Source organism: Streptomyces sp. TLI_55 (assembly GCF_900206255.1).
GTDB classification, from domain to species: Bacteria; Actinomycetota; Actinomycetes; order Streptomycetales; family Streptomycetaceae; genus Streptomyces; species Streptomyces aquilus.
The window spans coordinates 6197360-6224197 of sequence record NZ_OAOJ01000001.1 but is presented as its reverse complement, the minus strand read 5'-3'; the positions used below and the strand labels follow the sequence as shown (position 1 = coordinate 6224197).

Sequence of the window (26838 nt, the reverse complement as noted above, 5' to 3'; positions counted from 1 at the left end):
GGTGGCGTTATCCCTTCACCGCGCCGGCCGTCAGACCATTGACGGCCCTGCGCTGCAGGAAGACGAAGAGGATCAGGATCGGGACGGCGAAGAGCGAGGACGCCGCCATGGTCGCGCCCCAGTCGTTGCCGAAGGCGGTCTGGAAGCTGGACAGCCACAGCGGCAGGGTCTGGGCCTCCGCCTCCTTGTTCAGGACCAGGACCAGCGGGAACTCGTTCCAGGCGGTGATGAAGCCGAAGAGCGAGGTGGACATCAGGCCGGGGGCGAGCAGCGGCAGGATCACCTTGCGGAAGGCCTGTGCGCGCGTACAGCCGTCGACCATCGCCGCCTCCTCCAGTTCCTTGGGCACGGCGGCGACGAAGCCGCGCAGCGTCAGGATCGTGAAGGGCAGGATCATCATCATGTAGAAGACGGTCAGCGGGACCAGGCTGTTCAGCATGGACGCGTCCCGCACGATCATGTACATCGCGATGATCATGACCTCCCAGGGCGCCATCTGGGCCAGCATGAACCCGATGATGAAGCCCCGGCGGCCCTTGAACCGCATCCGGGCGAGCGCGAAGGCGCCGGCCAGGGCGACGGCGAGGGACAGGACGACCGCGCAGACCGTGACGATCAGCGAGTTGGTGACGTACGTCCAGAAGTGGTCGACGCCCGTGGCGGTCTTGAAGTGCTCGAAGGTGATGTGGGTCGGGAACCAGACCGGGTTCTCCGAGATGATGTCGCCGGTCGGCTTGAAGGCCGTGGCGAACATCCAGTACACGGGGAAGACGAAGCCGACGAACAGGATGACGGCCGTGGCGTTGGGCCAGATGCGGCTGAACAGCGAGCGCTTCACAGCTCGTCCTCCTCTTGCTTGACAACGATCCGCAGGTAGTACGCGGTGATGACCAGCAGGATCAGGATGGTCAGGACGGCGATCGCGGCGCCCATGCCGTAGTGCTGGTTGCCGACGCCCTCGATGTAGGCGTAGACGGGCAGGATCTCGGTGAGCCGGTCGGGGCCGCCGCCGTTGATGGTGAAGACCTGCACGAACGCCTTGAAGATCCAGATGACCTCCAGGAAGGTCGTGGCGTAGAGGAAGGGGCGCAGGAACGGCAGCGTCACGGTCGTGAAGCTCTTCCAGGCGCCCGCGCCGTCCAGGGCCGCGGCCTCGTACAGCTCGCCGGGGATGGTGGTCGTGGCGGCGTACAGGTTGATGGCGACGAACGGGATCGACTGCCAGACGATCAGCACGGTCACGACGAAGAACGTCGACAGCTGGCTGCTGGTCCAGCTGTAGTCGGCCATGGAGTGCCAACCGAGCTTGTCCAGGACCCAGTTGACGACGCCGAAGCGCTGGGCGAAGAGCCACTGGTAGACAGTGGTCGCGGCGACCACGGGCATCGCCCAGGCCAGCACGAGCCCGATCAGCAGCGTGACCCGCATCCGCTTGCCGAGGCGGGCCAGCAGCAGGCCGACCAGGGCGCCCAGGAGCATGGTCAGGACGACGTTGACGGCCGTGAACAGGATCGAGCGGCCGGTGACCCGCCAGAAGTCCTCGCCGGTCAGGGCCTGCTTGTAGTTGTCGATGCCGTTCCACTCGGTGACATGCTGGATCAGCTGTCCCATGTTGAGGTTCTGGAACGACAGCAGGAGGTCCTTCAGCAGCGGCCAGCCGAGCAGCAGCACGGTGGCCGCGCAGGCGGGCAGCAGCAGGAGGTACGGGGCGAGCGCGCCCGCGCGGGAGGCGGGCCGCTGCGCACCGGGCCCCCGCTGGTCCACTTTCGTCACGTCCACCGGACCGGAGGGCGGCCGTTCGGTCTGCACGGTCATGCTCGCGTCTCTCTACTCGACCTACCGGTAAGCGGGGCGGGGGCCGTCGGCCGGCCCCCGCCCCGTCGCCCTTACTGCTGCTGGGCGAGGCGCTTGTTGAACTCGCTCTCGACCTGCTTGGCGGCCTCGGCCGGCGACTTGCCGTTGAGGACGGCGGTCATGTACGTCTTGACCGGGTTGGGGGCGTTCTCGACCGCGGCCCACTCGGGGATCAGTGGCGTGGTGCCACCACCGGCGGCGGCCGGCGCGGCGGCCTCGGCGACGGCGTTGCCCTTCAGGTTGCTCTGGAGCGCCTCCTTGTTCGGGATGACGCCGTTGAGCTTGGCCAGCTCGCCCTCGTACTTGTCGGACAGCGCGATCTTCAGGAACTCCTTGGCGAGCGCCTGCTTCTTGCTGCCCGCGGCGACCGCGAGGTTGGAGCCGCCGAGGAAGACGCCCTCGGGCTTGTCGGCCGTGGCACCGGGGATGGTGAAGTAGCCGATGTCCGACTCGATCTTCTTGTTGGCGGCGATGGCCGTGCCGGCCTCCCAGCCCATGCCGATGAAGGCACCGACGTTGCCCTTGGCGAAGACCTCGGCCTGCTGCGGGGTGGCCTCGTCCTTGTCCTTGGGGGCCTTGGACAGGGCCTGGAACTTCTTGTAGGTCTCCATGGCGGCGGCGACCTTCGGGTCGGCCAGGTTGGAGACGTACTTGTCGCCGTCCTTCTTCACCAGTTCGGCGCCCTCACCGATGGTGAGACCGACGAAGTGGTACCAGTTCTGGCCGGGCAGGTAGATCGGCTCGGCCTTGGTCTTGTCGCCGATCTGCTTGAGGTCGGCGTAGAACTCGTCCCGGGTCTTCGGGGTGTCCTTGATGCCGGCGTCGGCCCAGACCTTCTTGTTGTAGATGACGACGCGGTTGGCGAAGTACCAGGGCGCCGCGTACTGCTTGCCGTCGTAGATCGAGGACTTGTTCAGCGACTCGGTCCAGTCGGCGCCGATCGTCGACTTGAGGTCGGCGAGGTCGGCGAGGCCGCCGGTCTTGGCGTAGGCCGGGGTCTGGGTGTTGCCGATCTCGAAGACGTCCGGCGGGTTCTCCTCGGACAGGGAGGTGGTCAGCTTCTGCTGGATGCCGTTCCACTGCTGGATCTCGAACTTGACCTTGGCCTTGGTCTTCTTCTCGAAGGCGGCCTGCACGTCCTTCTGCCACTGGTCCGGCGAGGAGCCGTCCATGACCCAGACGGTGAGGGTCTGGCCGGCGTAGCCGTCCGCCCCCGCCTTGTCACCACTGTCGCCGTCGTCGCCCCCACACGCCGCGACGGAGACCAACATGGCCGCGACACCGATCGCGGTAATCAGCTTGCGCTTCACGCCATCCTCCTCAGGATGCCCACACCCCCCGCCCACGAAGCTGGGGCCCTGGACCAATGGTGTAGACCAGTACCGGGAGCTTGGACCAGACCACGGGGCCTGTCAAGGGTGTCCGAACCGCCTCTGACCAGCCGTTATCCGACCTACATATGCAGGAACCTTTAAGTAAGAAGCCAGCGAAAACAGGGCCGCCGGAGTACTGTCTTCCACTAGACCACTTGAGGCTATGGACTAGACCAAAAAGGTCGGCGACGGTATACAGAGGGGATCACGATGCGATCCGCATCCGGAGCCGGGAAGGCAGAGGCATGAGCACCGAGGTCAGCAGCGCGGAGAACGAAGGTGGGGCGACCGTCCGAACCGCGCGCGTGCCCAAGTACTACCGCCTGAAGAAGCACCTGCTCGACATGACCGAGACCCAGGCACCCGGCACGCCCGTCCCGCCCGAGCGCACGCTCGCGGCCGAGTTCGACACCTCGCGCACCACCGTGCGCCAGGCCCTCCAGGAACTCGTCGTCGAGGGCCGCCTCGAACGCATCCAGGGCAAGGGCACGTTCGTCGCCAAGCCCAAGGTCTCGCAGGCGCTGCAACTCACCTCTTACACCGAGGACATGCGCGCCCAGGGCCTCGAACCCACCTCGCAGCTCCTCGACATCGGCTACATCACCGCCGACGACCGCCTCGCCGAACTCCTCGACATCACCGCCGGCGGCCGGGTGCTGCGCATCGAGCGGCTGCGCATGGCCAACGGCGAGCCGATGGCCATCGAGACGACCCATCTGAGCGCCAAGCGCTTCCCGGCCCTGCGCCGCTCACTCGTCAAGTACACGTCCCTCTACACGGCGTTGGCCGAGGTCTACGACGTCCATCTCGCCGAGGCCGAGGAGACCATCGAGACCTCCCTGGCCACCCCGCGCGAGGCCGGCCTGCTCGGCACCGACGTCGGCCTGCCGATGCTGATGCTGTCCCGCCACTCCTTCGACAAGGACGGGGAGCCGGTGGAGTGGGTGCGGTCGGTGTACCGGGGGGACCGGTACAAGTTCGTGGCGCGACTGAAGCGGCCTGTGGACTAGTGCCGGTGGTGTAGCGCAACCGCGCATCCTGCTCTACGGTCCTCCCGTCTCCGTATGGACGGGAGGACCTCCCTGTGCGTACCGCGAACGTCCGAACCACCGTCATCTGGACCCTCGTCGCGCTGGTCGGAGCCACCGGCTGGGCCGTGCTCGCGCTCGCCCGCGGCGAGGACGTCTCCGCCGCCTGGATGGTCGCCGCGGCCCTCGGCTCGTACGCCATCGCCTATCGCTTCTACGCGAAGTTCATCGCGTACAGGGTCCTCAAGGTCGACGGGACCAGGGCCACCCCGGCCGAGCGCCTGAACAACGGCATCGACTTCCATCCCACCGACCGGCGGGTCCTGCTCGGCCACCACTTCGCCGCGATCGCCGGCGCAGGACCGCTCGTCGGCCCCGTACTGGCCGCGCAGATGGGCTACTTGCCCGGCACGATCTGGATCATCGCGGGCGTCGTCTTCGCCGGGGCCGTGCAGGACATGGTGGTGCTGTTCTTCTCCACCCGCCGCGACGGACGCTCCCTCGGCCAGATGGCCCGCGAGGAGATCGGCCCGTTCGGCGGCGCGGCGGCCCTCATCGCCGCCTTCGCCATCATGATCATCCTGCTCGGGGTGCTGGCGCTGGTCATCGTCAACGCCCTCGCCCAGTCGCCCTGGGGCACCTTCTCCATCGCGATGACGGTCCCGATCGCCCTGCTCATGGGCTTCTATCTACGCGTCCTGCGGCCCGGCCGGGTCAGCGAGGTCTCGCTCATCGGCGTGGCCCTGCTGCTGCTCGCGCTGGTCGCCGGGCGCTGGGTGGCGGAGTCGTCCTGGGCCGACACCTTCACGCTCGCGCCCTCGACGCTGGTCGTCTGGCTGGTGGCGTACGGCTTCATCGCGTCGATCCTGCCGGTGTGGATGCTCCTTGCACCCCGCGACTACCTCTCCACCTTCATGAAGATCGGCACGATCCTCCTGCTGGCGCTGGGGGTCGTGATCGCGCTGCCCACGCTGAAGATGGACGCGGTGACGGACTTCGCCTCGCGCGGCAACGGCCCTGTCTTCGCCGGGTCGTTGTTCCCCTTCGTCTTCATCACCATCGCCTGCGGGGCGCTGTCCGGCTTCCACTCGCTGATCTCCAGCGGTACGACGCCCAAGATGATCCAGAAGGAGACGCAGGTCCGCATGATCGGCTACGGCTCCATGCTGATGGAGTCGTCGGTGGCCGTCATGGCGCTGGTCGCGGCCAGCATCATCGACCCGGGGCTGTACTTCGCGATGAACGCGCCCTCCGGTGCCATCGGCACCACCGTGCAGGAAGCGTCCCGGGTGGTGACCGGCTGGGGCTACTCCATCTCCCCGGACGACCTGGCCCGGGCCGCCGAACGCGTCGAGGAATCAAGCCTGTTGTCCCGCACCGGCGGGGCGCCCACGCTCGCCATCGGCGTCTCGGAGATCTTCTCCAAGGTCACCGGCGGGAGCCTGCGCGCCTTCTGGTATCACTTCGCGATCATGTTCGAGGCGCTGTTCATCCTGACCGCGCTGGACGCCGGTACGCGCGTGGGCCGGTTCATGCTCCAGGACATGCTGGGCAACGTCATCAAGCCCTTCAAGAACGTGAGTTGGAAGCCCGGACTCGTCATCACCAGCGCGCTCGTGTGCGGGCTGTGGGGATACTTCCTCTGGGTGGGCGTCCACGAACCGCTCGGCGGGATCAACCAGCTCTTCCCGATCTTCGGCATCTCCAACCAGCTGCTCGCCGCCGTCGCCCTGGCCGTCTGCACCACGCTGCTGGTGAAGTCCGGACGCCTCAAGTGGGCCTGGATCACCGGCGTCCCGCTCGTCTGGGACGCCACCGTCACACTGACCGCGAGCTGGCAGAAGGTGTTCTCCGACGACCCCAAGGTGGGCTTCTTCAAGCAGCGGTCCGTCTTCCAGGACGCCATCGACCGCGGTGAGGTCCTGCCGCCCGCCAAGAACATGGACGACATGCACACCGTGGTCACCAACTCCACGGTCGACGGCGTCCTCACCTCGGTCCTCGCCCTGCTGATCGTCGTGGTGATCGCCGACGCGCTGAGGGTCTGTGTACGGCATGTACGACGCCCGGCCCTCTCCACCCTGAGCGAGGCGCCGTACGTCGAGTCGAAACTCGCCGCCCCGGCCGGGCTGTTCCCGACCCGCGAGGAGAAGGAGGAGGCACGCCATGAGGTCGGCACTGCGGCGGGCCCTTGAGAACGTGCGCTGGTACGTACGGGAGCTGACCGACGAGTCGGCCTACGACCGCTATGTCGCGCACATCCGCCGGGACCACCCGCAGGCGGACGTGCCGACCCGGCGGGAGTTCGAGCGGATGCGGACGGACCGGCAGGAGGCTGACCCGCGGCAAGGCTTCCGCTGCTGCTGAAGCCCGCTGTTGAAGCCACTGTTGACACCGATGTCGGACCTTCACGGAATCGACATACCGATATACGGACGAGGTCTTCCACTCCTGTCACACCGTGACCTAGATTGCCTGCGCGTTACACGGTGATCAGTGATGAGGGGATCGGAGCCGCCGCATGTCATCAGATTCGCCCGAGGCCAGACCACCGGTGGTGACACCCGTCCGCGTGGTCATCGCCCTCTGCCTCTTCGCGCCCTTCGTGGCGATGCTGTGGGTGGGGTCGTACGCGAAGGTCGACCCGGCCTTCATCGGCATCCCGTTCTTCTACTGGTACCAGATGCTGTGGGTGCTCATCTCCACCGCGCTGACGATGACCGCGTACAAGCTCTGGCAGCGTGACCAGCGCGCCCGTCGTGGAGGTGCCAAGTGAACGACGGCGTGAACGGCGTCGCGCTCGGCGTCTTCATCTTCTTCTTCCTGGCCGTCACGGTCATGGGCTTCCTCGCCGCGCGCTGGCGCAAGGCCGAGAACGAGCACAGCCTCGACGAATGGGGGCTGGGCGGACGGTCGTTCGGCACCTGGGTCACCTGGTTCCTGCTCGGCGGCGACCTCTACACGGCGTACACCTTCGTCGCCGTCCCCGCGGCCATCTACGCGGCGGGCGCGGCCGGCTTCTTCGCCGTGCCGTACACGATCCTCGTCTACCCGCTGATCTTCACCTTCCTGCCCCGCCTCTGGTCGGTCTCGCACAAGCACGGCTATGTGACGACCTCCGACTTCGTGCGCGGACGCTTCGGCTCGAAGGGCCTGTCGCTCGCGGTCGCCGTCACCGGCATCCTCGCGACGATGCCGTACATCGCCCTCCAACTCGTCGGCATCCAGGCGGTCCTGGACGTCATGGGCGTGGGCGGCGGCGAGAACACCAACTGGTTCGTGAAGGACCTGCCGCTGCTGATCGCGTTCGGTGTGCTGGCCGCGTACACCTACTCGTCCGGTCTGCGCGCCCCCGCGCTGATCGCGTTCGTGAAGGACACGCTGATCTACATCGTCATCGCGGTGGCGATCATCTACATCCCGATCAAGCTGGGCGGGTTCGACGAGATCTTCGCCAAGGCGGGCGAGGCGTACAGCCAGACCAACCCGGCGACGGGCGCGCCGCGCGGTGCGCTGGTGCCGGGCGAGCCGGGCCAATGGACGTACGCCACGCTGGCGTTGGGCTCCGCGCTCGCGCTGTTCATGTACCCGCACTCGATCACCGCGACGCTCTCCTCCAGGAGCCGTGAGGTGATCCGCCGCAACACCACGATCCTGCCGCTGTATTCGCTGATGCTGGGGCTGCTGGCGCTGCTGGGCTTCATGGCGATCGCGGCCGGGGTCAAGGTCACCAACGGCCAGTTGGCGATCCCGCAGCTGTTCGAGGACATGTTCCCGGCGTGGTTCGCGGGCGTGGCCTTCGCCGCGATCGGCATCGGCGCGCTGGTCCCGGCGGCGATCATGTCCATCGCGGCGGCGAATCTCTTCACCCGCAACATCTACAAGGACTTCATCAAGCCGGACGCCACTCCGGAGCAGGAGACCAAGGTCTCCAAGCTGGTGTCCCTGCTGGTGAAGGTCGGCGCGCTGGTCTTCGTCCTCACCATGGACAAGACGGTCGCCATCAACTTCCAGCTGCTGGGCGGCATCTGGATCCTCCAGACCTTCCCGGCCCTGGTCGGCGGCCTGTTCACCCGCTGGTTCCACCGCTGGGCGCTGCTCGCCGGCTGGGCGGTCGGCATGATCTACGGCACGGTCGCCGCGTACGGCGTCGCCTCGCCGACGCAGAAGCACTTCGGCGGCTCCGCGAAGGAGATCCCCGGCATCGGCGAGATCGGCTACATCGGCCTGACGGCGTTCATCCTGAACGTGGTCGTGACGGTGGTCCTGACGTTCGTCCTGAAGGCCTTCAAGGCCCCCGAGGGCATCGACGAGACGAGCCCGGAGGACTACACGGCGGACGCCGGAGACCCCGGTGTCCAGGTGGAGCTTCCGCCCGCCACTGCAGGAGCCTCGCACTGACGCCCTAAGGGGCGCGGGGAACTGCGCGAGCAACCACTACGAAACCCGCAGCGGGCCGCCGACAGCAAGACCAACGGCGGCCCGCTTTTCGTGCACACTCACCTCCATGGACATACAGATCCGGGCAGCGAAACCCACCGAATACGACGAACTCGGCGAGATCACGGCCCAGGCCTACATCCAGGACGACCTCCTCGCCTTCGGCGAGAGCGACTGGTACCTCGGTGAACTGAGAGACGTCGCCAAACGGGCACGCTCCGCCGAGGTACTCGTGGCCACCCTGGGCGGCGAGCCCATCGGCACCGCCACCTACGTCCCCTCGACCGGCGGCGCCATGGCCGAACTCTCCCGCCCCGGCGAATCGGAGATCCGCATGCTGGCCGTGGCCCCGGAGGCCCGCGGCAGAGGCGCCGGGCAGGCCCTCGTACAGGCCTGTGTCGACCGCGCCAGGGCCGCCGGTGACATCGGCATGGTCCTGTCGACCCAGCCCGTCATGCGCGCGGCCCACCGCATCTACGAGCGCCTCGGCTTCGTCCGCGCCCCGCACCGCGACTGGAAGCCGATCCCGGGCGAGGAGTTCACGCTTCTCACCTATGAGTTGACGCTGTCACCGACTCGGCCGTGACGACCGAGCTGGTCGACTCGGTTCAGCACGGCTCCGCTTATCCTCCTGACTGCCCCTACGACAGGGCGGTCACAGGGCACATCGACCAGTCCCCACTAAGTGGGGACTGGTTCGGGCATGGTGACGAATACCCACGCCGAGCGTGCCCGGTTGCGCACGTTGACCCCGGCGACGTGGTCGGCCGGCCCAGCGAGGCCACACCGACGACATTGGAAAGTGGCCCGAGTACGGCGATTGCCTCTCTCGGTGTGACCACAGCGCGGGCAGCGCTGCGAGGTGTAGGCCGGGTCCACCTCGATGAATGGCACCCCGGCACGACGTGCCTTGTACTCAATGAAGGCACCGAGCTGGCGAAACGGCCAGGAGGACAGTCGTGCTCGCGGGTCGCGGGGAACCGTAACCCGCTCGCGGATGCCCCGGAGTTCCTCCAAGGCGATGCCGCGCTCGGTGCGTTGGGCGACAGCAACGACGTCCTTGGCCACCTTGTGGTTGACGTGGGTGGCGTGGCGGGCTTCCTTCCTTGCCCGCTTCCTGAGGAGCTGCTTGGCGGAGCGAGACTGCTTGGCCTGGATCTCGGCCCGCTTGCGCGCCTGCCAACGCCGGTGCCGACCGAGCCTCCGCCCTTGGTGGTTGTCTCCGTCCGAGGTGGTGGCGAGGTTGACGATGCCTCGGTCCACACCGATGAAGTCCTTCGGTTCGAACACCTCCGGATCGGGGAGATCGACAGTGGCGATCAGGAACCACTTGCCATCCCGAAACACCAGGTCGGATTCGCCCTTCCGGTGCTCGGTGAGCGTCTTGAGCGCCTCAGGGGAACTGGCGAACCGCACCTCCTTGATCCGTCCGCCCAGTGTCCAGATGCTCACCGTCTTCGCGTCGTAATTCCACGACAAGCAGCGGTCGTCGTACGTGTGCGCGGCATGCGGACGGAAGACGACCGGCTTGGCCTCCGCCTTGCGGCGCCGTTTCGACCCCTCGGGGCCGAGATTCCCTGACCGGATGTTCACGCGCAACGTCGTATAGGCGTCGGCGACGCGCTTGATGATGTGTTGCGCGGCCTGCGCTCCGAAGCCTCGCATTTTGAGTTCGCCGTAGCACAGCTTCCGCAGCTCACGGACAGACGCCTTGAGCCCGAAACCCTCGAACCCGACGGCGGAGACCCAGTTAGCTGCCTCATTGATCGCGGGCAGGGTGCGCTCAAGTGTCGGTGCCTGCACGGCATCCGGCATCAACTTGACCTGCACCACCAGCTTCACAATCACCGAAGGTATACAACTGTGCTACTTCCCACCGCGCGTTCCCCAGTCATCACTCCCACGAGTGAAGCTATCGAAGGCGCTGACTACAGGCTGAAGTCAGCGCGACACAACATCTAGGGGTGCCACTCGAACCCGGCACAAGATGTATGCTCATGCTCGCTGTCGCCGCAGGGGAATCCGGTGCGAATCCGGAACTGTCCCGCAACGGTGTACTTGTGCATGCCTTGGGTGTGTACGGGAGTCAGTCCGAGGACCTGCCGACAGCGTGCCCAGGCCGCCGTGGCCCGGGTGCCATGACGTCCGGGCCTCGCGGAGTGGGCCGGTGGACGCGACGCCCCGTGCGCTCGTGCTGCCTGCTGCCCTCCGCCGGGCCCCTGCCGAGCGAGGGAGAGCCCCCACGTGACCATCGCGCCAGCCGATCCGGCTTCAGCGGTCCAGGCGGAGAACGACGGTCCCGGTACCGCCCTGTTGCGGACCCTGACCGAGCTGACCGCCGACCTGCCCGACGCCGACCCCGGACGGGTCGCCGCCGCCGCGCTGCGGGGCCGCTCGGCCCGGGCCGACGAGGCGGAGCTGCGCGAGCTGGCGACGGAGGCCGCCGCCGGACTCATCTCCGAGGACCCCGCCTACTCCCGGCTGGCCGCCCGGCTGCTGACCATCAGCATCGCCGCCGAGGCCGCCTCCCAGGGCGTCACGTCCTTCACCGAGTCGGTCGCGGTCGGCCACCGCGAGGGCCTGGTCGCCGACCGCACGGCGGAGTTCGTCCGGGTGCACGCGGCACGGCTCGACGCCCTGATCGACCCGGCCGCCGACGACCGCTTCGGCTACTTCGGTCTGCGTACGCTCCACAGCCGTTACCTCCTGCGGCACCCGATCACCCGCCAGGTCATCGAGACGCCCCAGCACTTCATGCTGCGCGTCGCCGCCGGCCTCGCCGAGGACGACACGACCCGTGCCCTGGACGAAGTCGCCGCGCTCTACGGGCTCATGAGCCGCCTCGACTACCTGCCGTCCTCCCCCACGCTGTTCAACTCCGGCACCCGGCACCCCCAGATGTCGTCCTGCTACCTCCTCGACTCCCCGCTGGACGAGCTGGACTCCATCTACGACCGCTACCACCAGGTCGCCCGCCTCTCCAAGCACGCCGGCGGCATCGGACTGTCGTACTCCCGCATCCGCAGCCGCGGTTCGCTGATCCGGGGCACCAACGGGCACTCCAACGGCATCGTGCCGTTCCTGAAGACGCTGGACGCCTCGGTGGCCGCGGTGAACCAGGGCGGCCGGCGCAAGGGTGCCGCGGCCGTCTACCTGGAGACCTGGCACTCCGACATCGAGGAGTTCCTGGAGCTGCGCGACAACACCGGTGAGGACGCCCGGCGTACGCACAACCTGAACCTCGCGCACTGGATCCCCGACGAGTTCATGCGCCGCGTGAACGCCGACGCCGAGTGGTCGCTGTTCTCCCCGGCCGACGTGCCCGAGCTGGTCGACCTGTGGGGCGAGGAGTTCGACGCCGCGTACCGCAAGGCGGAGGCGGCCGGTCTCGCCAAGAAGACGATCCCGGCGCGTGACCTGTACGGCCGCATGATGCGCACCCTCGCGCAGACCGGCAACGGCTGGATGACCTTCAAGGACGCCGCCAACCGCACCGCCAACCAGACGGCGCTGCCCGGCCATGTCGTCCACTCCTCCAACCTCTGCACCGAGATCCTGGAGGTCACGGACGACGGCGAGACGGCGGTCTGCAACCTGGGGTCGGTGAACCTGGGCGCGTTCGTGGTCGACGGGGACATCGACTGGGAGCGCATCGACGCCACCGTCCGCACCGCCGTCACCTTCCTCGACCGCGTGGTGGACATCAACTTCTACCCGACCGAGCAGGCGGGCCGCTCCAACGCCAAGTGGCGTCCGGTGGGCCTCGGCGCGATGGGTCTCCAGGACGTCTTCTTCAAGCTGCGGCTGCCCTTCGACTCGCCCGAGGCCAAGGCCCTCTCCACGCGGATCGCCGAGCGCATCATGCTCGCCGCGTACGAGGCCTCCGCCGACCTGGCCGAGCGCAACGGCCCGCTCCCGGCGTGGGAGAAGACCCGTACCGCCCAGGGCGTCCTGCACCCCGACCACTACGACGTGGAGCTCACCTGGCCGGAGCGCTGGGAGGCGTTGCGGGCCCGGGTCGCCGCGGTCGGCATGCGCAACAGCCTGCTGCTGGCCATCGCGCCGACCGCCACCATCGCGTCGATCGCCGGCGTGTACGAGTGCATCGAGCCGCAGGTCTCCAACCTCTTCAAGCGCGAGACGCTGTCCGGCGAGTTCCTCCAGGTCAACTCCTACCTGGTGGCCGAGCTGAAGAAGCTCGGCGTGTGGGACGCGCAGACCCGGGAGGCGCTGCGCGAGTCCAACGGCTCGGTGCAGGGCTTCACCTGGGTGCCCCAGGACGTCCGCGACCTGTACCGCACGGCGTGGGAGATCCCGCAGCGCGGCCTGATCGACATGGCCGCCGCCCGTACCCCGTTCCTGGACCAGTCGCAGTCCCTGAACCTGTTCCTGGAGACGCCGACCATCGGCAAGCTCTCCTCGATGTACGCGTACGCCTGGAAGCAGGGCCTGAAGACGACGTACTACCTGCGCTCGCGCCCGGCGACGAGGATCGCCCGCGCGGCACAGGCCACTGTCCCCGTTCAGCAGGTGCCTTCGGAAGAAGCGATCGCCTGCTCCCTTGAGAACCCCGAGTCCTGCGAGGCCTGCCAGTAATGACCAGCGAAGCCAAGAACCTTCTCGACCCGGGCTTCGAGCTGACCCTCCGCCCCATGCGCTACCCGGACTTCTACGAGCGCTACCGGGACGCGATCAAGAACACCTGGACCGTCGAGGAGGTCGACCTCCACTCGGACGTCGCCGACCTGGCGAAGCTGTCCCCGGAGGAGCAGCACCTGATCGGCCGGCTGGTCGCGTTCTTCGCGACGGGTGACTCGATCGTGGCGAACAACCTCGTGCTGACCCTCTACAAGCACATCAACTCCCCCGAGGCGCGCCTGTATCTCTCCAGGCAGCTCTTCGAGGAAGCGGTCCACGTCCAGTTCTATCTGACGCTCCTGGACACCTACCTCCCCGACCCGGAGGACCGGACGGCGGCGTTCGCGGCGGTGGAGAACATCCCGTCCATCCGCGAGAAGGCCGAGTTCTGCTTCAAGTGGATCAACGAGGTCGAGAAGCTGGACCGCCTGGAGTCGCAGGCCGACCGGCGCCGCTTCCTGCTCAACCTGATCTGCTTCGCCGCGTGCATCGAGGGCCTGTTCTTCTACGGTGCCTTCGCGTACGTCTACTGGTTCCGCAGCCGGGGTCTGCTGCACGGTCTCGCCACCGGCACCAACTGGGTGTTCCGCGACGAGACCATGCACATGAGCTTCGCGTTCGACGTCGTCGACACCGTCCGCAAGGAGGAGCCGGAGCTCTTCGACGACCGGCTCCAGCAGCAGGTCACGGACATGATGCGGGAGGCGGTCGAGGCGGAGCTGCAGTTCGGCCGCGACCTGTGCGGTGACGGTCTGCCGGGCATGAACACCGACTCGATGCGCCAGTACCTGGAGTGCGTCGCCGACCAGCGCCTCACCCGCCTGGGCTTCGCCCCGGTGTACGGCTCGGAGAACCCGTTCTCCTTCATGGAGCTCCAGGGCGTCCAGGAGCTGACGAACTTCTTCGAGCGCCGCCCGTCCGCGTACCAGGTCGCCGTGGAGGGCACGGTCGACCTGGACGAGGACTTCTAGCCGCACACCCCGGACACCATGGATCCCTTCTCGCCTCCGGCACGTCAAAGAGGCGAGGAGGGATCCGTCATGCGTCGTAGTACCACGAGCTTCGTGATCGCGGCCCTGCTGCTGGCCGGGTGCGGCACCGAGTCCGGCGGCGGCAGCGGGGCGACGGTGTCGCCTTCCGACTGCGCCTCCGTGCCGGAGCTTCATGCCTCGGACAGCGGCCGCACGGTGTGCCTGGCGGTGGGCGGGACCGTCCAGGTCGGGCTGGACGGGACGAAGAGCCGCCCGTGGCGGCCCGTGAAGGCCGACGGAAGCGGGCTGGAAGCCGTCAACGGCGGCTTCGTGCTGCTGCCCGGGGACGCGAACGCCGCGTTCCGCGCGGAGTCCGAGGGCCAGGTCCGGCTCAGTTCGTCCCGCCCGCTGTGCGCCGACGACTCCGGCCGGGTCGCCTGCCAGGGGATTCAGGAGTGGTGGGTCACCGTGGTGGTGAAGTAGCGGCGCCGCGGCTCGGCCTGCGGGGCGGCGCTCTTCGGGCGGCGGCCCTGTTCGGCCTCCCTGAGCTCGCGGTCGATGCGCAGGTCGCGGACGACGCCGATCAGCGCGGGGGCGACCAGCAGGACGAGGAGTCCGAGAACGAACAGCATTCCGATCAGTCCCTCTGTCTGTGCGGTAGTCATGACACCACTCTCGCGCTGGACACTCCTTACAAACAGTGGCAGTACTGCCGCACACCCTCGAATTACTGCCACGCCTGAGGCACACTGGAAGCATGCTGAAGAACGTGGCCGCCGTCCTGCTCGACGGAGTGCACCCCTTCGAACTCGGGGTGGTCTGCGAGGTGTTCGGCATCGATCGCAGCGACGAGGGACTCCCGACGTACGACTTCGCCGTCGCCTCGGCCGAGGGGCCGACGCTCGGTACCCATGTCGGCGGACTCAGCGTCTCCACGCCCTACGGCCTGGAGCGGCTGGAGGAGGCCGACCTCATCGCCGTACCGGCGGGGGCGGACTACGTCGTACGGGACTATCCGCCCGAGCTGATCGACGCCCTGCGCCGGGCCGCCGACCGGGGCGCCCGCGTCCTCAGCGTCTGTTCCGGTGTCTTCGTGCTCGGGGCCGCCGGGCTGCTCGACGGGCGGCGGTGCAGCGTGCACTGGAAGCAGGCCCGCGAACTCGCGCTCCGCTACCCCCGAGCGGTCATCGAGCCCGACGTGCTCTACGTCGACGAGGACCCCGTGATCACCTCCGCCGGCACCGCCGCCGGCATCGACGCCTGTCTGCACATCGTGCGCAAGGAACAGGGCACCGAGGTCGCCAACAAGATCGCCCGGCGGATGGTCGTACCGCCGCACCGCGACGGCGGACAGGCGCAGTACATCGAGCGGCCGGTGCCGAAGGACACCTGCGACACCGTCGGCGAGGTCCTCGTCTGGATGGAGCGGCATCTCGACGAGGAGGTCACCGTCGAGCAGCTCGCCGAGCGCGCGCACATGTCGCCGCGCACCTTCGCCCGCCGCTTCCAGCAGGAGACCGGCACCACGCCCTACCGCTGGATCCTGCGCCAGCGCGTGCTGCTCGCCCAGCGGTTGCTGGAAGGGACGGACGAGACGGTGGACGCGGTCGCGGGCCGAACGGGGTTCGGCACCGCGGCCGCACTGCGCCACCAGTTCGTACGGGCGCTGGGAACCACCCCGAACGCCTATCGGCGGACGTTCAGGGGCCCGGAGGCAGCCGCCTGATCACCTCAGGACCGGCCGCAGCAGCAGCTTGTGCGGACGGAGCGTGATGCCCACCCGGGTCCCGTCGTTCGACCCCGGCACCTGCTCGAAGCGGTACTTCGTGGCGAGCGCCGCCGTGATCAGCGACAGCTGCGCCATCGAGAAGTGGTCGCTCGGGCACTTGCGGTTGCCGACGCTGAACGGGCTCATGGCGTATTTCGGCACCTCCTTGACCCGCTCCGGAAGCCAGCGGTCGGGGTCGAACTCAAGGCTGCCCTTGTACGACCTCGGATCGCGCTGCACCGCGTACGGGCTGTAGACGATGTCCGCACCGGCCGGAATGCGATAGCCACCGAGTTCCGTGTCGGTGACCGCGCGGCGCGTCAATATCCATACCGCGGGACGCAAACGCATCGCCTCGACGACGACATTGTTGGTGTGCCGCAACGAACGAACGTCGTCGAATGCGACAGGACGGCCGCCGGTTACGGATTCGACCTCGTCGCGCACCCTGTCCGCGTGTTCCGGATGTTCCGCGAGGACTTGGAGCAGCCACATGATCGTGGACGCCACCGTTTCGCTGCCCGGGGTGACTATGGCGACGACCTGGTCGTGGATCTCCTGTTCCCCGATGGGGTCGCCATTGTCGTCCTTCGCCTCCAGCAATGCCGTCAGCAAATCGTCCGGCTTTTGACCAGATGCGCGGCGCTCGGCGATGATCTCGTCGACGAGGAGATGCAAATCGGCCAGGGCCGCGTTGAATTTCCGGTTGGGCGGCAGCGGCAGGTTGTAGAGCGGCCCGAGCGGGACGACCATCCGCCGGTACATCCCGCGGAAGACGGTGGCGAGGGCGACACAGAGCCGCTCCGCGCGTTCGTCCATGAAGTCGCCGCGCAGCAGACAGCGGGCGGCGATACGGACGGCGACCCGGAAGGACTCGGTGGTGCAGTCGATGGTCTCGCCGGGCTGCCAGCGCTCGGTGAGCGCGTGCGCCTCCTCCTCCATGATCGGCCCGTACCCGGGGATCGCGTCGAGCCGGAAGGCGGGCTGGATGGTGCGCCGCTGACGCCGGTGCCGCGGGCCGTTGGCGGTGGCCACGCCCTCCTTGCCGAGCAGGGCCTCCAGCGACTCCCACAGCGGCCCGGCGATGACGAAGTCGGGGTTGAGCGCGAGGGCGCCGGTGAGGTCCGGCGTGGTGGGCGCGTACACCTCCTTGGGGCCCAGCTTGAGGCGTACGACGTCGCCGTGGTCGCGCAGCTGGGACATGAAGGCCAGCGGGTCGCGCAGCAGCTTCAGGCCGTGTCCCAGGAGCGGGACGCCACCGCCCGCGAGGGGCGCTTCACGCAGCCCGGACTCCGGGGTCACCGGGGCCTCGGGACGCACAGACTCGACGGTCATTGCTCACCTGCCGCTTCGTTGTTGACGTACGGGGGCGTGGACCGGTCGTCCCAGCTGTCGACCGTGTACCGGCCGGACTCGTGGTGGAACCAGTAGACGGTGCTGAACCAGTTGCGCATATTGCCGACGCAGGCCCGCACCGTGTGGCTCAGCTCTTTTCCGCGGACCGTTCCGTCGGCGAGCGAGTCCGCGAACCGTAAGGCGTTGTTCTCGGCGACAAGGAAATCGTCGATGCATTCCTCGACGCGTCGCCTGACTTCCCGGACCGCCTGTTTGAGGCTCAGCCCCTCGTGTTTGATGAGGCTTATCCCGAGATTGTGGACCTCGTCGCCCGCTATTTCCTTGGGAAGTGAGCAGAGGTCGTTGTACCAGGCGGCGAATTCCTGGCTCAGCAGTGCCGCCCGCCGATAGGCCGGGTGTTTCCTGACCCGGTCCGGGAGTTCCCGGCCGGCGCTCGGTTCCAGGAGATCCGTCCAGATCCAGTGCGCGAAGGTGAGGCGGCGCAGTGCGAGGTATTCCTCGACGGTCGGCACGACGCCTTCGGTGCGGTTGTGGAATTCGCGGTCGTACGCCTCGATCACCTCGTGGAAGTGCCGGGCGAACCGGGCGTTCCAGGTGCGGGGCAGGAACGAGTAGAGCCGGACCATGCTGTCCGCGAACCCGGCGACCAGCGGATCTTCGTGGTGCAGATGGTCCCTGGGGGTGTCGAGGGCCGCGTGCAGCCGGAACCTGAGCTGCCGCCAGGCCTCGGCCCGGCCGTGGACGATGTCGCGGTCGTGCCGGTCGTCCCAGACGAAGAACCACGCGCTGTAGTCCGCTATCGCCTGGAGGACCTCGTCGGGGGCGCCGAGGTAGTAGCCCGCCATGAGGTCCGTGTAGCAAAGACCGTCGGCATATTCCTCCACCTTGTCCGCCGGCATGAGCCGCTTTTCCAGCAGCCAGGTGCGTGTCTTCTCCTGGAGCTGCGGCCAATACGGGTGGAGTTGCCGGGGAAACGCCGCCTCGATCACCGGGAGAGAGAGCGACGGTGGGACCGCGACCGCTGTCGGTGTCGATGTGGTGCCGTGTGAGAAAGCATGCACGAACTAACCCCTCTCAGCCGCCAGTTGCGCACGCCCCTCCCGCTGAACCGGGCGTGCGCCGTTGCGTATCCCCGCACTTCCCATTCAGCACCACAACTGACCGATCTGGGAACGGATTTGCACCATTCACTACCCCACAGTGCTGAGAATCTCCCCTTGCGTGACTGGTTCTGGATCAGTACGGGAGCACAAGCGATCGAACGTGCGACGGACAGACGAACGGCGCCTGTTCAGGACGGGGTTCCTGAACAGACGCCGTGCGTACGGGACTTGTGGGGCCCTGGCGGGTCTCAGTCGTTGGCGACCACGGGGTAGCGGGGCTCGTTCTCGGCCATCTGCCGCAGCGCGTCCTTGCGTTCGCGCTTGGAGAGCCGGTCAATGTAGAGGTACCCGTACAGGTGGTCGGTCTCGTGCTGCAAACACCGAGCGAAGTACCCGGTGCCGCGCACCTTGATCGGGTTGCCCTTCTCGTCCTGCCCGGTCACCTCGGCGTAGTCGGGGCGCGCGAGCGGCGCGTACGCGGTCGGCACCGACAGGCAGCCCTCGTTGCTGTCGTCCAGGCGGCGCTGCTCGGCGGGCAGGTCGACGAGCTTGGGGTTGCAGACGACACCGACGTGCCGGGTGCCCTCGTCGTCCATGCAGTCGTAGACGAAGACCTTCAGGTCGACGCCGATCTGGTTGGCGGCCAGGCCCACGCCCTCGGCGGTGCGCTGCGAGGCGAACATGTCCGCGACCAGCTGGTCCAGCTCGGCGCCGAACTCGGTGACGTCCTTGCACTCCTTGTGCAGGACGGGGTTCCCGACGACGGTGATGGGCCGCGAGGTGCCGCGCTCACGCCAGCCGTTCTCGCGCTCCTCGGCGTCCTGGGTGTCGATGACGAAACCCTCGTCGTCCACGGGAAGCACGCCCGCGTGCTGCTGATCGGTGTCCTGCTGCGCCATGACCGACGATGCCTTCCTCAAACCAAAACAGGGGGTAGATGCTGATACAGGGTAAGGGGGGCGCGCCCCACAGGGGCGCGGGGAACTGCGCGACCAGCCACAACGAGCCCGCAGCCGAACAACGACCTAGCAGACCTCTTCCAAATCCCGCCAGTCACGAGAGTCAGGGCTGTCGGCGACCCACCCGTCCAACAACCCCCGAACCAGCGAAGCCGGCGCGGCCACCCCGCACTCCCGCTCCGGCACCCACAGCTGCCCATCCGTCCGATGCCCCAGCGGCCCAGGATGCCCCGGCTCACTGTGATCGTGCGGATCGAGATGCTCACCGTCGCCCTCGTCGGACGGCATCCGGGACTCCGAGCACATCCGGCACAGCAACCGCACCGAGGACGACCAGTCCTCCGCCGCGAACCCGGCGTCGGCCGCCAGCTGCTCCAGCGCGTCCCGGTCCGCCTCGGTGGCCGCCTCCAGCAGCACCACCCACGTCGGCACCGGCGAAGGCGCCCACAGCTCGATCTCGTCGAAGACGGGGTAGGAGTGCCCGGCGGCAGTGGTCCGCTCGCCGTGCGGCACCCCGTCGTGCAGCACGACCTCACCCCAGCGCCGCCCGGACGACGGCAGCGGGATCGACAGCACCTCGACGCGCGCGGGGTCGAGACGGCGGCCCCAGACCACTTCCGCCTCACCCTCCGGCGACAGCCGTACGGCCGCACTGCCCAGGTCCATGCCGACCGGCTCACCGGAGTCGGCCGCCCCGCCCGGCACCCGCAGCCCGTACGCCTGCCAGGCCCGCCGGGCCAGCGGCCAGTCCTGCAGCGCGGTCGCCGCGATGCCGACGTTCCACCAGTCGGGTGCGCCCGCCTCCCGGTCGAGGAGCGCGACCGCACGCAGCCCCGCCGCCCGCGCCTGCTCCCAGTCGTGCCGGAACTTGTGCAGCAGGGCGAGATTGAACCAGGACTCGGACAGCCACGGTTCCAGATCGGCGGCGCGCGTCAGCAGCGCGCCCGCGTCCTCGTACCGACCGTCGCCGATCAGCGTGAACGCGCGGTCGGTGGCCTGCCGCCAGGAGGCGGAGGGCCGGTGCCGTCCTTTGCCGAAGATCCTCACGATTCCCGCCTGCCAGTTGCCCTCAGTGACCTCGCCACTGCCCCCGGAATCCCTCTCCTTCGCATCCAACCACGTGTGGCTGGAAGGGCGCTCATTACCCATGGGTTACCCAGCCCGGGGCAGGGTCAGACAGTCTCGCGCCAGCACTCTGGCCAGCGCCTCCACCACGTCCGGCGCATGCTCCCCCGCGGTCGCCAGCCGCAGTTCCTCCAGTGCGGTGAGCGGCCCGCCGGGCCCGGCGTCCCGCGCCTTCTCCTCGTAGGCGTTCACCGTCCGTACGATCCGGGCGGCGACCGGCTGCTGCCGGTAGGGGTCGGCCTGCCGCTCCACGACCACGGCGACCGCCCCGTCCACCCCGGTCTGCCGTACGACGGCGCCGCCGAGCAGCGCGATGCGCCGCTGCTCCTCGGCGGGCAGCGTGGCGGTGGCCCCGGCCGGTACCGGGTCGACGAGGCTGAGCTGTCCGATGTCGTGCATCAGGGCGGCGTACTCCAGGACGGTGAGGTCACGCCCGGACAGCCCCAGGTCCCGGCCGACGGCCCGGCTGAGGGCGGCGACGCGGCGGGCGTGTCCGGCGGGGGTGTATCCGGCGATCTCGGTGGCGCGGGCGAGGGAGGCGATGGTCTGCCGGTAGGTGGCGCGGACGGCGGCGTACCGCCGGAAGGACAGCTGGGTGAGCAGCAGCGGCACGCAGAACACCGGCAGCGCCCACAGCCCGACGACGGCGACCGCGAGCGCCATGACGGCGCCGGTCGCGCAGACCGCGGAGCCGATGCCGAGCAGCGCCCGCAGCTCGTCGCGGAGCAGCGGGCCGAAGGGCCAGCGGGTGCGGGAGTGCCGCAGGGCCGCGGCGAGCACGGCGTCGCACAGCGCGGTGAGAGCCAGGAGGGCGAGCAGCAGCAGCGCGTACGCCGGTCCGCCCCAGGCGGTGAACACGCCCTGGTTGTAGAGGGGTTGGAAGCAGACGGCGGCGAAGCCGGTGCTGAGCACGCGCCGCGCGAGATGGTCCGGCGTGCGTCCGTCACCCCGCCAGATGTGCGGCACGCTGCCCAGCAGCCCGGCCGCGACGACGACGGCGACCACCTGGGCGACCCCGTGCTGCGTGGCCCGCCCGGCGTCCGCCCCGAGCAGCGCGTACGACAGCGCCCCCGCGGCCCCGAGCGGCGCGGCCTCCCTGACCTGGGCGCCGGTCCACCGGGTCAGCTCCCCCACGGTGATCAGCACCCCGAAGGCGACCGCGACGCCCCGGTCCTCCAGGCCGGTCCAGAAGGTGGCGGCGAGGGAGGCGGAGACGACGAGGGCGGCACAGCCGTGGACGAGGGTCAGCAGAACCGGTGGGCGCCCCGCTGTCCTGGCCGTACCTCGGACCGTGGCCAGTGGAACCGGTGAGCGCCCCGGCGTCATGGCCGTACCCCGGACCGGTTCCCCACCGGCCGCCGCGGCCCCGGCAGCCGGGTCGCCTCGTCGGCGGTCACCGCGGGACGCCAGCCGTGCCGGCCCAGCGCCCGGACGAGCGCGGTCACCATCCGTGGGTCGAACTGCGTCCCCGCGCACCGCTCCAGCTCCTCCAGCGCCGTGCCCACGGGCCGGGCCCTGCTGTAGGACCGGGTGGACGTCATCGCGTCGAAGGCGTCGGCGACCGCCACCACCCGCGCCGACTCCGGGATCTGCGCCCCGACCAGCCCGTACGGGTACCCGCTGCCGTCCAGCCGTTCGTGATGGTGCAGTACGGCGGCCCGTGCCTCGCCCAGGAAGGAGATGCCCCGCACCATCTCGTGCCCGTACTCGGGGTGCAGCTCGATGACCCGGCGCTCCTCGGGCGTCAGCGGCCCGTCCTTGCGCAGCAGCCGGGTCGGGACGCCCAGCTTGCCCACGTCGTGCAGGATGCCGGCGAAGCGGAGGACCTCGATGCGGCCCTCGTCCATGCCGAGCTCGCGGGCGATCATCATCGAGGCCTGGCCGACGCGTTCGCTGTGCCCGCGCGTGTACTCGTCCTTGATGTCGACGGCCTGGACCAGCGCCCGGATGGTGGCCTGATGGGCGGCCCGCTCCCGGTGGTACTGCGCGAACGCCCACCAGGACACGCACATCGGCAGCAGCACGAGCAGCGCGGCGACGGGCCCGTACGGGCTGCGCCACAGGACGGCCATCATGAGCCCGGCGAGCCCGTGGACGGCGATCGGCGCGAGGGACCGTACGAACAGCCCCTGCCAGGCCAGCCGGGCCGGCACGCCTTCGGCGAGCGTCAGGATGCCGCCGTCCAGGACGGTCAGCAGCAAGCAGAAGACGACGACGGCCGCCCCCGCCGGGACGAGCGCGTAGGGAAAGTCTGAGTCGACGACGGCGTCACGGCCGCCCAGCGCCCAGTGCACGCGGGACGCGGCCCAGGCGGCGACGGCGAGTTGGGACGCCCGCCAGATCCGCCGCGGGAGGCGGGGCCGGCGCGCGACCGGGGCCAGCAGCGCCCCCGGCACCGCGACGAGCGCGGCGGCGGGCGGCGGCAGCAGGAAGGCCCCGGCGAGCAGCACGGGATAGAACGAGCCGGTCAGCCGCTCGCCGCCGGCGTAGAGGACGGCGAGCAGCGCCACGACCCACCATGGGGCGCGTACCGACGGCAGCAGATGCAGGCAGTACAGCGCGGCGAGGGCCACGCCTCCGACGTACACACGTGCCCGTCCGGGTACCGCCTCCATACACCCCTCCCCGGGCACGCGCTTCCAGCAGGCGAGCCTAGGGCGGTGAGGGGGAGGTCCGCGGGCTTATGACCCGCGGATTAGCACGTTCGAGTGACCGTGCGTTCAGGATTCCTGCTGGGCGGCCGGTGCCGCGGCGATGTCGTGGTCCGGCACGGCCTGCCCGGTGCGGATCAGGTCGAGGCGTCCGAGCACCTTGGCGCGCAGGTCCGTGGGGACGTCGTCATGGCCGCAGCAGCGCTTGACCAGCTTCTTCACGGCCTCTTCGAGCCCGTACTTCTCCAGGCACGGAGAGCACTCCGTGAAGTGCTGCTTGAACTTGTCGCGGTCGACGTCCGGCATCTCGCTGTCGAGGAACTCGTAGAGATGGTCGAGTACCTCACTGCAGTCCGTCTCGTGCGGCTCTCCGCAGCTCATGAGCCCGAACCTTTCGCTTCGTTCGACTCTCCGGCGCCGGCCGGGACCAGTCCGCGCTCACGCGCGTAGTCCTCGAGCATGCCGCGCAGTTGGCGACGGCCCCGGTGCAGCCGGGACATCACCGTACCGATGGGTGTCCCCATGATGTCCGCGATCTCCTTGTAGGCAAAGCCCTCGACGTCCGCCAGATAGACGGCGATGCGGAATTCCTCGGGGATCGCCTGGAGTGCTTCCTTCACGTCCGAGTCGGGCAGGTGGTCCAGCGCCTGCGACTCGGCGGAGCGCAGACCGGTCGACATGTGCGACTCGGCGCGCGCCAGCTGCCAGTCCTCGATCTCCTCGGCCGCGGAGCGCTGGGGTTCACGCTGCTTCTTGCGGTACGAGTTGATGAACGTGTTGGTCAGGATCCGGTACAGCCAGGCCTTCAGGTTGGTGCCCTCGCGGAACTGGTGGAAGGACGCGTACGCCTTGGCGTAGGTCTCCTGCACCAGGTCCTCGGCGTCGGCCGGGTTGCGCGTCATGCGCAGGGCGGCCGAGTACATCTGGTCGAGGAATTCGAGCGCGTCCCGCTCGAAGCGCGCGCTGCGCTCCGCGGTGGATTCCTTGCCGGTCTCCACGCTCGTGCCCTGGCCCTCGGGCTGCTCCGCCTGGCCGTGTTCGGTCCCTGCGTCGGTACCGGGAACCGGACCCACCTCCTCAAGTGTCCGGGCAGCACCGAAGCCGATGCCACCAGAATCGGAGGATAGACGACTACCCGTGCCCGCCGCGCCTCCAATGGGCGTGGTCTTGCCCGCGTGCAGCACCGTCCAGTCCAGGTCAGCGCGGCTGCTGCGGGTCGGGCAGAAGGTCGAACCCATGCGGCGGACTTCCTCTCCTCAGACGTGTGAGCACTTCTGTCCGGCTCAACAGAGGTCCGCCGCGCAACATTCCCGGCTCTTTACCCGAGTGACTGGGCCCACTTCAAGACCGCGTCCGTGATGACCGTCACGGCCTCGTCCTGACCGATCTCCGCCCGCTTCGGCACGGCGAACCCGTGATCGCCGTACGGCACCTCGACCAGCTCGTAAGTGCCACCGGCCGGGAACTCGTCCGGCTTACCGAAGGGGTCGTTGCCTCCTTGTACGACGAGCGTGGGCACCCCGGCCCCGAGCAGCTCCTCGGCGCGCGACTTCTCCGGCTTGCCCGGCGGATGCAACGGGAAGCTGAGGGCGAGCACCGCGGCGGCGCCCAGCTCCACGGCCGTACGACAGGCGACCCGGGCCCCGGCACTGCGTCCGCCGGAGATGACCGGGAGCCCCGGCTTCGCGACCGCGGGCCAGATCCCGCGCCACCCGACGTCGAGGGTCTTGGGCGCGGGCGCCAGCTTCTTCCCGGCGACCCGCCAGGGCTGCTCGACGAGGGCGACGGTCACGCCGTGGCCGGGCAGGGTGTGCGCGAGGGCCTGAAGGTCCCGCGCCTCGATGCCACCGCCCGCCCCATGGCTGACGGCGAGCACGAGCCGCGCCTTCTTCGGAGCCTTGTGCCAGGTGATGCGGGCGTCCCCGGCGTCGGTGCTGACGATCTCAGTGGTGGTCACGTCAGAAGAGTGTGCCCTCCTCGGGCCCGTCCAGCTCCTTCAGCAGCTCCGGCCCGTTGTTGCGGACGTTGCTGACGGCGGTGGAGACGGGGTAGGCGCGCATGAGGCCGGGCGGGGGCGGGGCGAGGAGGGACCGCAGGTCCTCGACGTCCGTACGGGACGGGTCCAGCCAGGAGGCCCAGCGGTCCGGGGTGAGCATCAGCGGCATCCGGGGGTGGATGTCGGCGAGGGCGCGCGGTCCGTCGGCCGGGGCCACGGCGAGCGGGCCGGCCTCCGCCTCGGTCGTGATCACCGAGCAGGTCACCCACCAGGCCTGCGGATGGTCGTCCGGCAGGGTCTTGTCCCGCCAGAACTCGTACAGCCCGGCCATCGCGAACACCGACCCGTCGGCCGGCAGCACGAAGTACGGCTGCTTGCGCGGCCGCTTCTTCTTCCCCTCGACCTCCAACTCCCGCTCGGCGGCGGCGGTGACCCACTCGTAGTAGCCGTCGGCGGGGATGATGCAGCGGCGCGAGGAGAAGGCCCGCTTGTACGAGGGCTTCTCATGGACGGTCTCGGCGCGCGCGTTGATCATCCGGGCGGCGCCCTCGGGGGTCTTCGACCAGCTCGGCACCAGTCCCCACTTCAGCTTGCGGAGCTGCCGAACCGGCTTCGGATCGTCGGCGTCCTTAAGAGGACGGTCGAGGACGGCGTAGACCTCCTTGGTCGGGGCCACGTTGTAGTCGGGGACCAAGGTCTCCTCGGGTTCCCACTGCTCGATCTCAAAGATTCCTGCGAGATCCTCGGGCCTACGACTCGCTGCATACCGTCCGCACATACGTGCCACACTGCCAGACTCCGTACGAGGAGAGGGAGCCACCGCCGAACATGGACACCAGTACCGCGTCCTCTCTCTGGGACGAGCTCGTCGGCACCCAGCCCGACCCCGATCTGTGGGTGGTTCTGGCCACCATGGTCGCGGCGCTCGCCCTAGTCGTCCCGCACGCCCTGTGGCGTATCTCCCGCAACGCCATCACCATCGCCCACGAGGGCGGCCACGGCCTGGTCGCCCTGCTCACCGGCCGCACGCTGACCGGCATACGGCTGCACTCCGACACCAGCGGCCTGACCGTCAGCAAGGGCAAGCCGTACGGCATCGGCATGATCCTCACCGCCTCCGCCGGCTACACCGCGCCCCCGCTGCTGGGCCTCGGCGGCGCCGCCCTCCTCGCCGCGGGCCGCATCACCCTCCTCCTGTGGGTGGCCACGGCCCTCCTGGTGGCGATGCTGGTGATGATCCGCAACGCGTACGGCGCCCTGACGGTGCTCCTCACGGGCGGCACGTTCGTGGTGGTGTCGTGGCTGGCGGGCCCTCAGGTGCAGGCGGCGTTCGCGTACGCGGTGGTGTGGTTCCTGCTGCTGGGCGGGGTCCGTCCCGCTTTCGAGTTGCAGGCGAAGCGGGCGAGGGGCGGCGCCGGGGACTCCGATGCGGATCAGTTGTCTCGCCTGACGCACGTACCGGCAGGCCTGTGGCTGTTCCTGTTCCACGCGGTTTCGCTGTGCTCGTTGATAGGTGGGGGTCGCTGGATGTTGGCGGTATGACCAGCCGACCAAAGGGGCGCGGGGCTGTATCCAT

General features: G+C 68.9%; 26 protein-coding genes and 1 riboswitch. Of the genes, 11 read left to right on the top strand and 15 right to left on the bottom strand.

The window, feature by feature from the left end; all coding sequences use genetic code 11:
• Window positions 1-7 precede the first annotated feature (7 nt).
• From CRP56_RS28845 to CRP56_RS28835, 3 genes are all read right to left on the bottom strand, one after another.
• Window positions 8-838 (bottom strand): carbohydrate ABC transporter permease, encoded by an 831-nt coding sequence (locus CRP56_RS28845; RefSeq protein ID WP_097268851.1) that lies wholly within the window; start codon window positions 836-838, stop codon window positions 8-10.
• Window positions 835-1815, bottom strand: coding sequence for a carbohydrate ABC transporter permease (locus CRP56_RS28840; protein ID WP_097268849.1), 981 nt, complete (start codon window positions 1813-1815; stop codon window positions 835-837). Before CRP56_RS28840 ends, CRP56_RS28845 begins: the two co-directional genes overlap by 4 nt.
• 71 nt (window positions 1816-1886) lie before the next feature.
• A complete protein-coding gene (locus CRP56_RS28835) occupies window positions 1887-3164 on the bottom strand; it encodes an extracellular solute-binding protein (protein ID WP_097268846.1) in 1278 nt (425 codons plus the stop codon).
• A gap of 308 nt (window positions 3165-3472) precedes the next feature.
• Between CRP56_RS28835 and CRP56_RS28830 the strand changes: the two genes are divergently transcribed.
• The 6 genes from CRP56_RS28830 (at window position 3473) to CRP56_RS28805 (ending at window position 9281) form a co-directional block, all read left to right on the top strand.
• Window positions 3473-4237, top strand: a complete 765-nt coding sequence (locus CRP56_RS28830; protein WP_079309601.1) for a GntR family transcriptional regulator — start codon at window positions 3473-3475, stop codon at window positions 4235-4237.
• A gap of 74 nt (window positions 4238-4311) precedes the next feature.
• Window positions 4312-6450 carry a carbon starvation CstA family protein gene (locus tag CRP56_RS28825; RefSeq protein WP_097268844.1) on the top strand — a complete coding sequence of 713 codons (2139 nt, stop codon included), beginning with the start codon at window positions 4312-4314 and terminating at the stop codon, window positions 6448-6450.
• Window positions 6422-6622, top strand: coding sequence for a CstA-like transporter-associated (seleno)protein (locus tag CRP56_RS28820; RefSeq protein WP_097268842.1), 201 nt, complete (start codon window positions 6422-6424; stop codon window positions 6620-6622). Before CRP56_RS28825 ends, CRP56_RS28820 begins: the two co-directional genes overlap by 29 nt.
• Window positions 6623-6776: 154 nt before the next feature.
• Complete coding sequence (locus CRP56_RS28815; protein WP_097268840.1) at window positions 6777-7031, top strand: DUF3311 domain-containing protein; 255 nt, start codon at window positions 6777-6779, stop codon at window positions 7029-7031.
• A complete protein-coding gene (mctP, locus tag CRP56_RS28810; RefSeq protein ID WP_097268838.1) occupies window positions 7028-8656 on the top strand; it encodes a monocarboxylate uptake permease MctP in 1629 nt (542 codons plus the stop codon). Before CRP56_RS28815 ends, mctP begins: the two co-directional genes overlap by 4 nt.
• A 106-nt stretch (window positions 8657-8762) precedes the next feature.
• Window positions 8763-9281, top strand: a complete 519-nt coding sequence (locus CRP56_RS28805; RefSeq protein ID WP_097268836.1) for a GNAT family N-acetyltransferase — start codon at window positions 8763-8765, stop codon at window positions 9279-9281.
• A 95-nt stretch (window positions 9282-9376) separates the two neighbouring features.
• Here the strand turns inward: CRP56_RS28805 and CRP56_RS28800 are convergent, their stop codons facing one another.
• Window positions 9377-10525: an RNA-guided endonuclease InsQ/TnpB family protein gene (locus CRP56_RS28800; RefSeq protein ID WP_097274567.1), complete on the bottom strand. Its 1149-nt coding sequence runs from the start codon at window positions 10523-10525 to the stop codon at window positions 9377-9379.
• Between the two features lie 161 nt (window positions 10526-10686).
• Window positions 10687-10816: riboswitch (cobalamin riboswitch) on the top strand.
• Window positions 10817-10939: 123 nt separating this feature from the next.
• Between CRP56_RS28800 and CRP56_RS28795 the strand changes: the two genes are divergently transcribed.
• The 3 genes from CRP56_RS28795 to CRP56_RS28785 all read left to right on the top strand — a co-directional run bounded on the left by CRP56_RS28795 (window position 10940) and on the right by CRP56_RS28785 (window position 14787).
• Window positions 10940-13291: a ribonucleoside-diphosphate reductase subunit alpha gene (locus CRP56_RS28795; RefSeq protein WP_097268834.1), complete on the top strand. Its 2352-nt coding sequence runs from the start codon at window positions 10940-10942 to the stop codon at window positions 13289-13291.
• Window positions 13291-14304, top strand: a complete 1014-nt coding sequence (locus tag CRP56_RS28790; RefSeq protein WP_059192423.1) for a ribonucleotide-diphosphate reductase subunit beta — start codon at window positions 13291-13293, stop codon at window positions 14302-14304. Before CRP56_RS28795 ends, CRP56_RS28790 begins: the two co-directional genes overlap by 1 nt.
• 69 nt (window positions 14305-14373) lie before the next feature.
• On the top strand, window positions 14374-14787 hold the full coding sequence (locus CRP56_RS28785; RefSeq protein ID WP_097268832.1) for a hypothetical protein: 414 nt from the start codon (window positions 14374-14376) through the stop codon (window positions 14785-14787).
• On the opposite strand, the gene CRP56_RS28780 is transcribed toward CRP56_RS28785, so the two are convergent.
• Window positions 14754-14969, bottom strand: a complete 216-nt coding sequence (locus CRP56_RS28780; protein ID WP_097268830.1) for a hypothetical protein — start codon at window positions 14967-14969, stop codon at window positions 14754-14756. The genes CRP56_RS28785 and CRP56_RS28780 overlap by 34 nt on opposite strands.
• A gap of 92 nt (window positions 14970-15061) precedes the next feature.
• Between CRP56_RS28780 and CRP56_RS28775 the strand changes: the two genes are divergently transcribed.
• A complete protein-coding gene (locus CRP56_RS28775) occupies window positions 15062-16030 on the top strand; it encodes a helix-turn-helix domain-containing protein (protein ID WP_097268827.1) in 969 nt (322 codons plus the stop codon).
• Here CRP56_RS28775 and CRP56_RS28770 read toward each other — a convergent pair whose 3' ends face one another.
• From CRP56_RS28770 to CRP56_RS28725, 10 genes are all read right to left on the bottom strand, one after another.
• A complete protein-coding gene (locus CRP56_RS28770; RefSeq protein WP_097268825.1) occupies window positions 16031-17407 on the bottom strand; it encodes a bifunctional albaflavenone monooxygenase/terpene synthase in 1377 nt (458 codons plus the stop codon).
• Window positions 17404-18489, bottom strand: a complete 1086-nt coding sequence (gene cyc1, locus CRP56_RS28765) for an epi-isozizaene synthase (protein WP_097268823.1) — start codon at window positions 18487-18489, stop codon at window positions 17404-17406. The genes CRP56_RS28770 and cyc1 overlap by 4 nt, the downstream gene beginning before the upstream one ends.
• A 290-nt stretch (window positions 18490-18779) precedes the next feature.
• Entirely contained in the window at window positions 18780-19430 is a 651-nt protein-coding gene (gene def / locus CRP56_RS28760; RefSeq protein ID WP_097268821.1) for a peptide deformylase, read from the bottom strand.
• Between the two features lie 126 nt (window positions 19431-19556).
• Window positions 19557-20537: a tetratricopeptide repeat protein gene (locus CRP56_RS28755; RefSeq protein ID WP_097268819.1), complete on the bottom strand. Its 981-nt coding sequence runs from the start codon at window positions 20535-20537 to the stop codon at window positions 19557-19559.
• 105 nt (window positions 20538-20642) lie between these two features.
• Complete coding sequence (locus tag CRP56_RS28750) at window positions 20643-21941, bottom strand: HD domain-containing protein (RefSeq protein ID WP_107484049.1); 1299 nt, start codon at window positions 21939-21941, stop codon at window positions 20643-20645.
• Entirely contained in the window at window positions 21938-23230 is a 1293-nt protein-coding gene (locus tag CRP56_RS28745; protein WP_097268817.1) for an HD-GYP domain-containing protein, read from the bottom strand. Before CRP56_RS28745 ends, CRP56_RS28750 begins: the two co-directional genes overlap by 4 nt.
• 105 nt (window positions 23231-23335) lie before the next feature.
• The gene (gene rsrA / locus CRP56_RS28740; protein WP_097268815.1) at window positions 23336-23647 is read right to left on the bottom strand and encodes a mycothiol system anti-sigma-R factor; all 312 of its coding nucleotides are present in this window, start codon (window positions 23645-23647) and stop codon (window positions 23336-23338) included.
• Window positions 23644-24339, bottom strand: coding sequence for an RNA polymerase sigma factor SigR (gene sigR, locus CRP56_RS28735; protein ID WP_218877993.1), 696 nt, complete (start codon window positions 24337-24339; stop codon window positions 23644-23646). The genes rsrA and sigR overlap by 4 nt, the downstream gene beginning before the upstream one ends.
• A 245-nt stretch (window positions 24340-24584) precedes the next feature.
• A complete protein-coding gene (locus CRP56_RS28730) occupies window positions 24585-25223 on the bottom strand; it encodes an alpha/beta hydrolase family protein (RefSeq protein ID WP_097268811.1) in 639 nt (212 codons plus the stop codon).
• Window position 25224: 1 nt separating this feature from the next.
• On the bottom strand, window positions 25225-26040 hold the full coding sequence (locus CRP56_RS28725; protein WP_097268809.1) for an SOS response-associated peptidase: 816 nt from the start codon (window positions 26038-26040) through the stop codon (window positions 25225-25227).
• A gap of 50 nt (window positions 26041-26090) precedes the next feature.
• Here CRP56_RS28725 and CRP56_RS28720 point away from each other — a divergent pair, with 50 nt between their 5' ends.
• Window positions 26091-26804 (top strand): M50 family metallopeptidase, encoded by a 714-nt coding sequence (locus CRP56_RS28720; RefSeq protein WP_097268807.1) that lies wholly within the window; start codon window positions 26091-26093, stop codon window positions 26802-26804.
• Window positions 26805-26838: the final 34 nt, after the last annotated feature.

Excerpts from the sequence above, each read along its gene's own strand:
- CRP56_RS28820 (WP_097268842.1), top strand. The coding sequence starts at position 6,422 with ATGAGGTCGGCACTGCGGCGGGCCCTTGAGAACGTGCGCTGGTACGTA.
- CRP56_RS28725 (WP_097268809.1), bottom strand. The coding sequence starts at position 26,040 with ATGTGCGGACGGTATGCAGCGAGTCGTAGGCCCGAGGATCTCGCAGGA.
- CRP56_RS28745 (WP_097268817.1), bottom strand. The coding sequence starts at position 23,230 with ATGGAGGCGGTACCCGGACGGGCACGTGTGTACGTCGGAGGCGTGGCC.
- CRP56_RS28785 (WP_097268832.1), top strand. The coding sequence starts at position 14,374 with ATGCGTCGTAGTACCACGAGCTTCGTGATCGCGGCCCTGCTGCTGGCC.
- CRP56_RS28815 (WP_097268840.1), top strand. The coding sequence starts at position 6,777 with ATGTCATCAGATTCGCCCGAGGCCAGACCACCGGTGGTGACACCCGTC.
- CRP56_RS28780 (WP_097268830.1), bottom strand. The coding sequence starts at position 14,969 with ATGACTACCGCACAGACAGAGGGACTGATCGGAATGCTGTTCGTTCTC.
- CRP56_RS28750 (WP_107484049.1), bottom strand. The coding sequence starts at position 21,941 with ATGACGCCGGGGCGCTCACCGGTTCCACTGGCCACGGTCCGAGGTACG.
- CRP56_RS28770 (WP_097268825.1), bottom strand. The coding sequence starts at position 17,407 with ATGACCGTCGAGTCTGTGCGTCCCGAGGCCCCGGTGACCCCGGAGTCC.
- CRP56_RS28720 (WP_097268807.1), top strand. The coding sequence starts at position 26,091 with ATGGACACCAGTACCGCGTCCTCTCTCTGGGACGAGCTCGTCGGCACC.
- CRP56_RS28775 (WP_097268827.1), top strand. The coding sequence starts at position 15,062 with ATGCTGAAGAACGTGGCCGCCGTCCTGCTCGACGGAGTGCACCCCTTC.
- CRP56_RS28840 (WP_097268849.1), bottom strand. The coding sequence starts at position 1,815 with ATGACCGTGCAGACCGAACGGCCGCCCTCCGGTCCGGTGGACGTGACG.
- def (WP_097268821.1), bottom strand. The coding sequence starts at position 19,430 with ATGGCGCAGCAGGACACCGATCAGCAGCACGCGGGCGTGCTTCCCGTG.
- CRP56_RS28805 (WP_097268836.1), top strand. The coding sequence starts at position 8,763 with ATGGACATACAGATCCGGGCAGCGAAACCCACCGAATACGACGAACTC.
- CRP56_RS28830 (WP_079309601.1), top strand. The coding sequence starts at position 3,473 with ATGAGCACCGAGGTCAGCAGCGCGGAGAACGAAGGTGGGGCGACCGTC.
- CRP56_RS28790 (WP_059192423.1), top strand. The coding sequence starts at position 13,291 with ATGACCAGCGAAGCCAAGAACCTTCTCGACCCGGGCTTCGAGCTGACC.
- rsrA (WP_097268815.1), bottom strand. The coding sequence starts at position 23,647 with ATGAGCTGCGGAGAGCCGCACGAGACGGACTGCAGTGAGGTACTCGAC.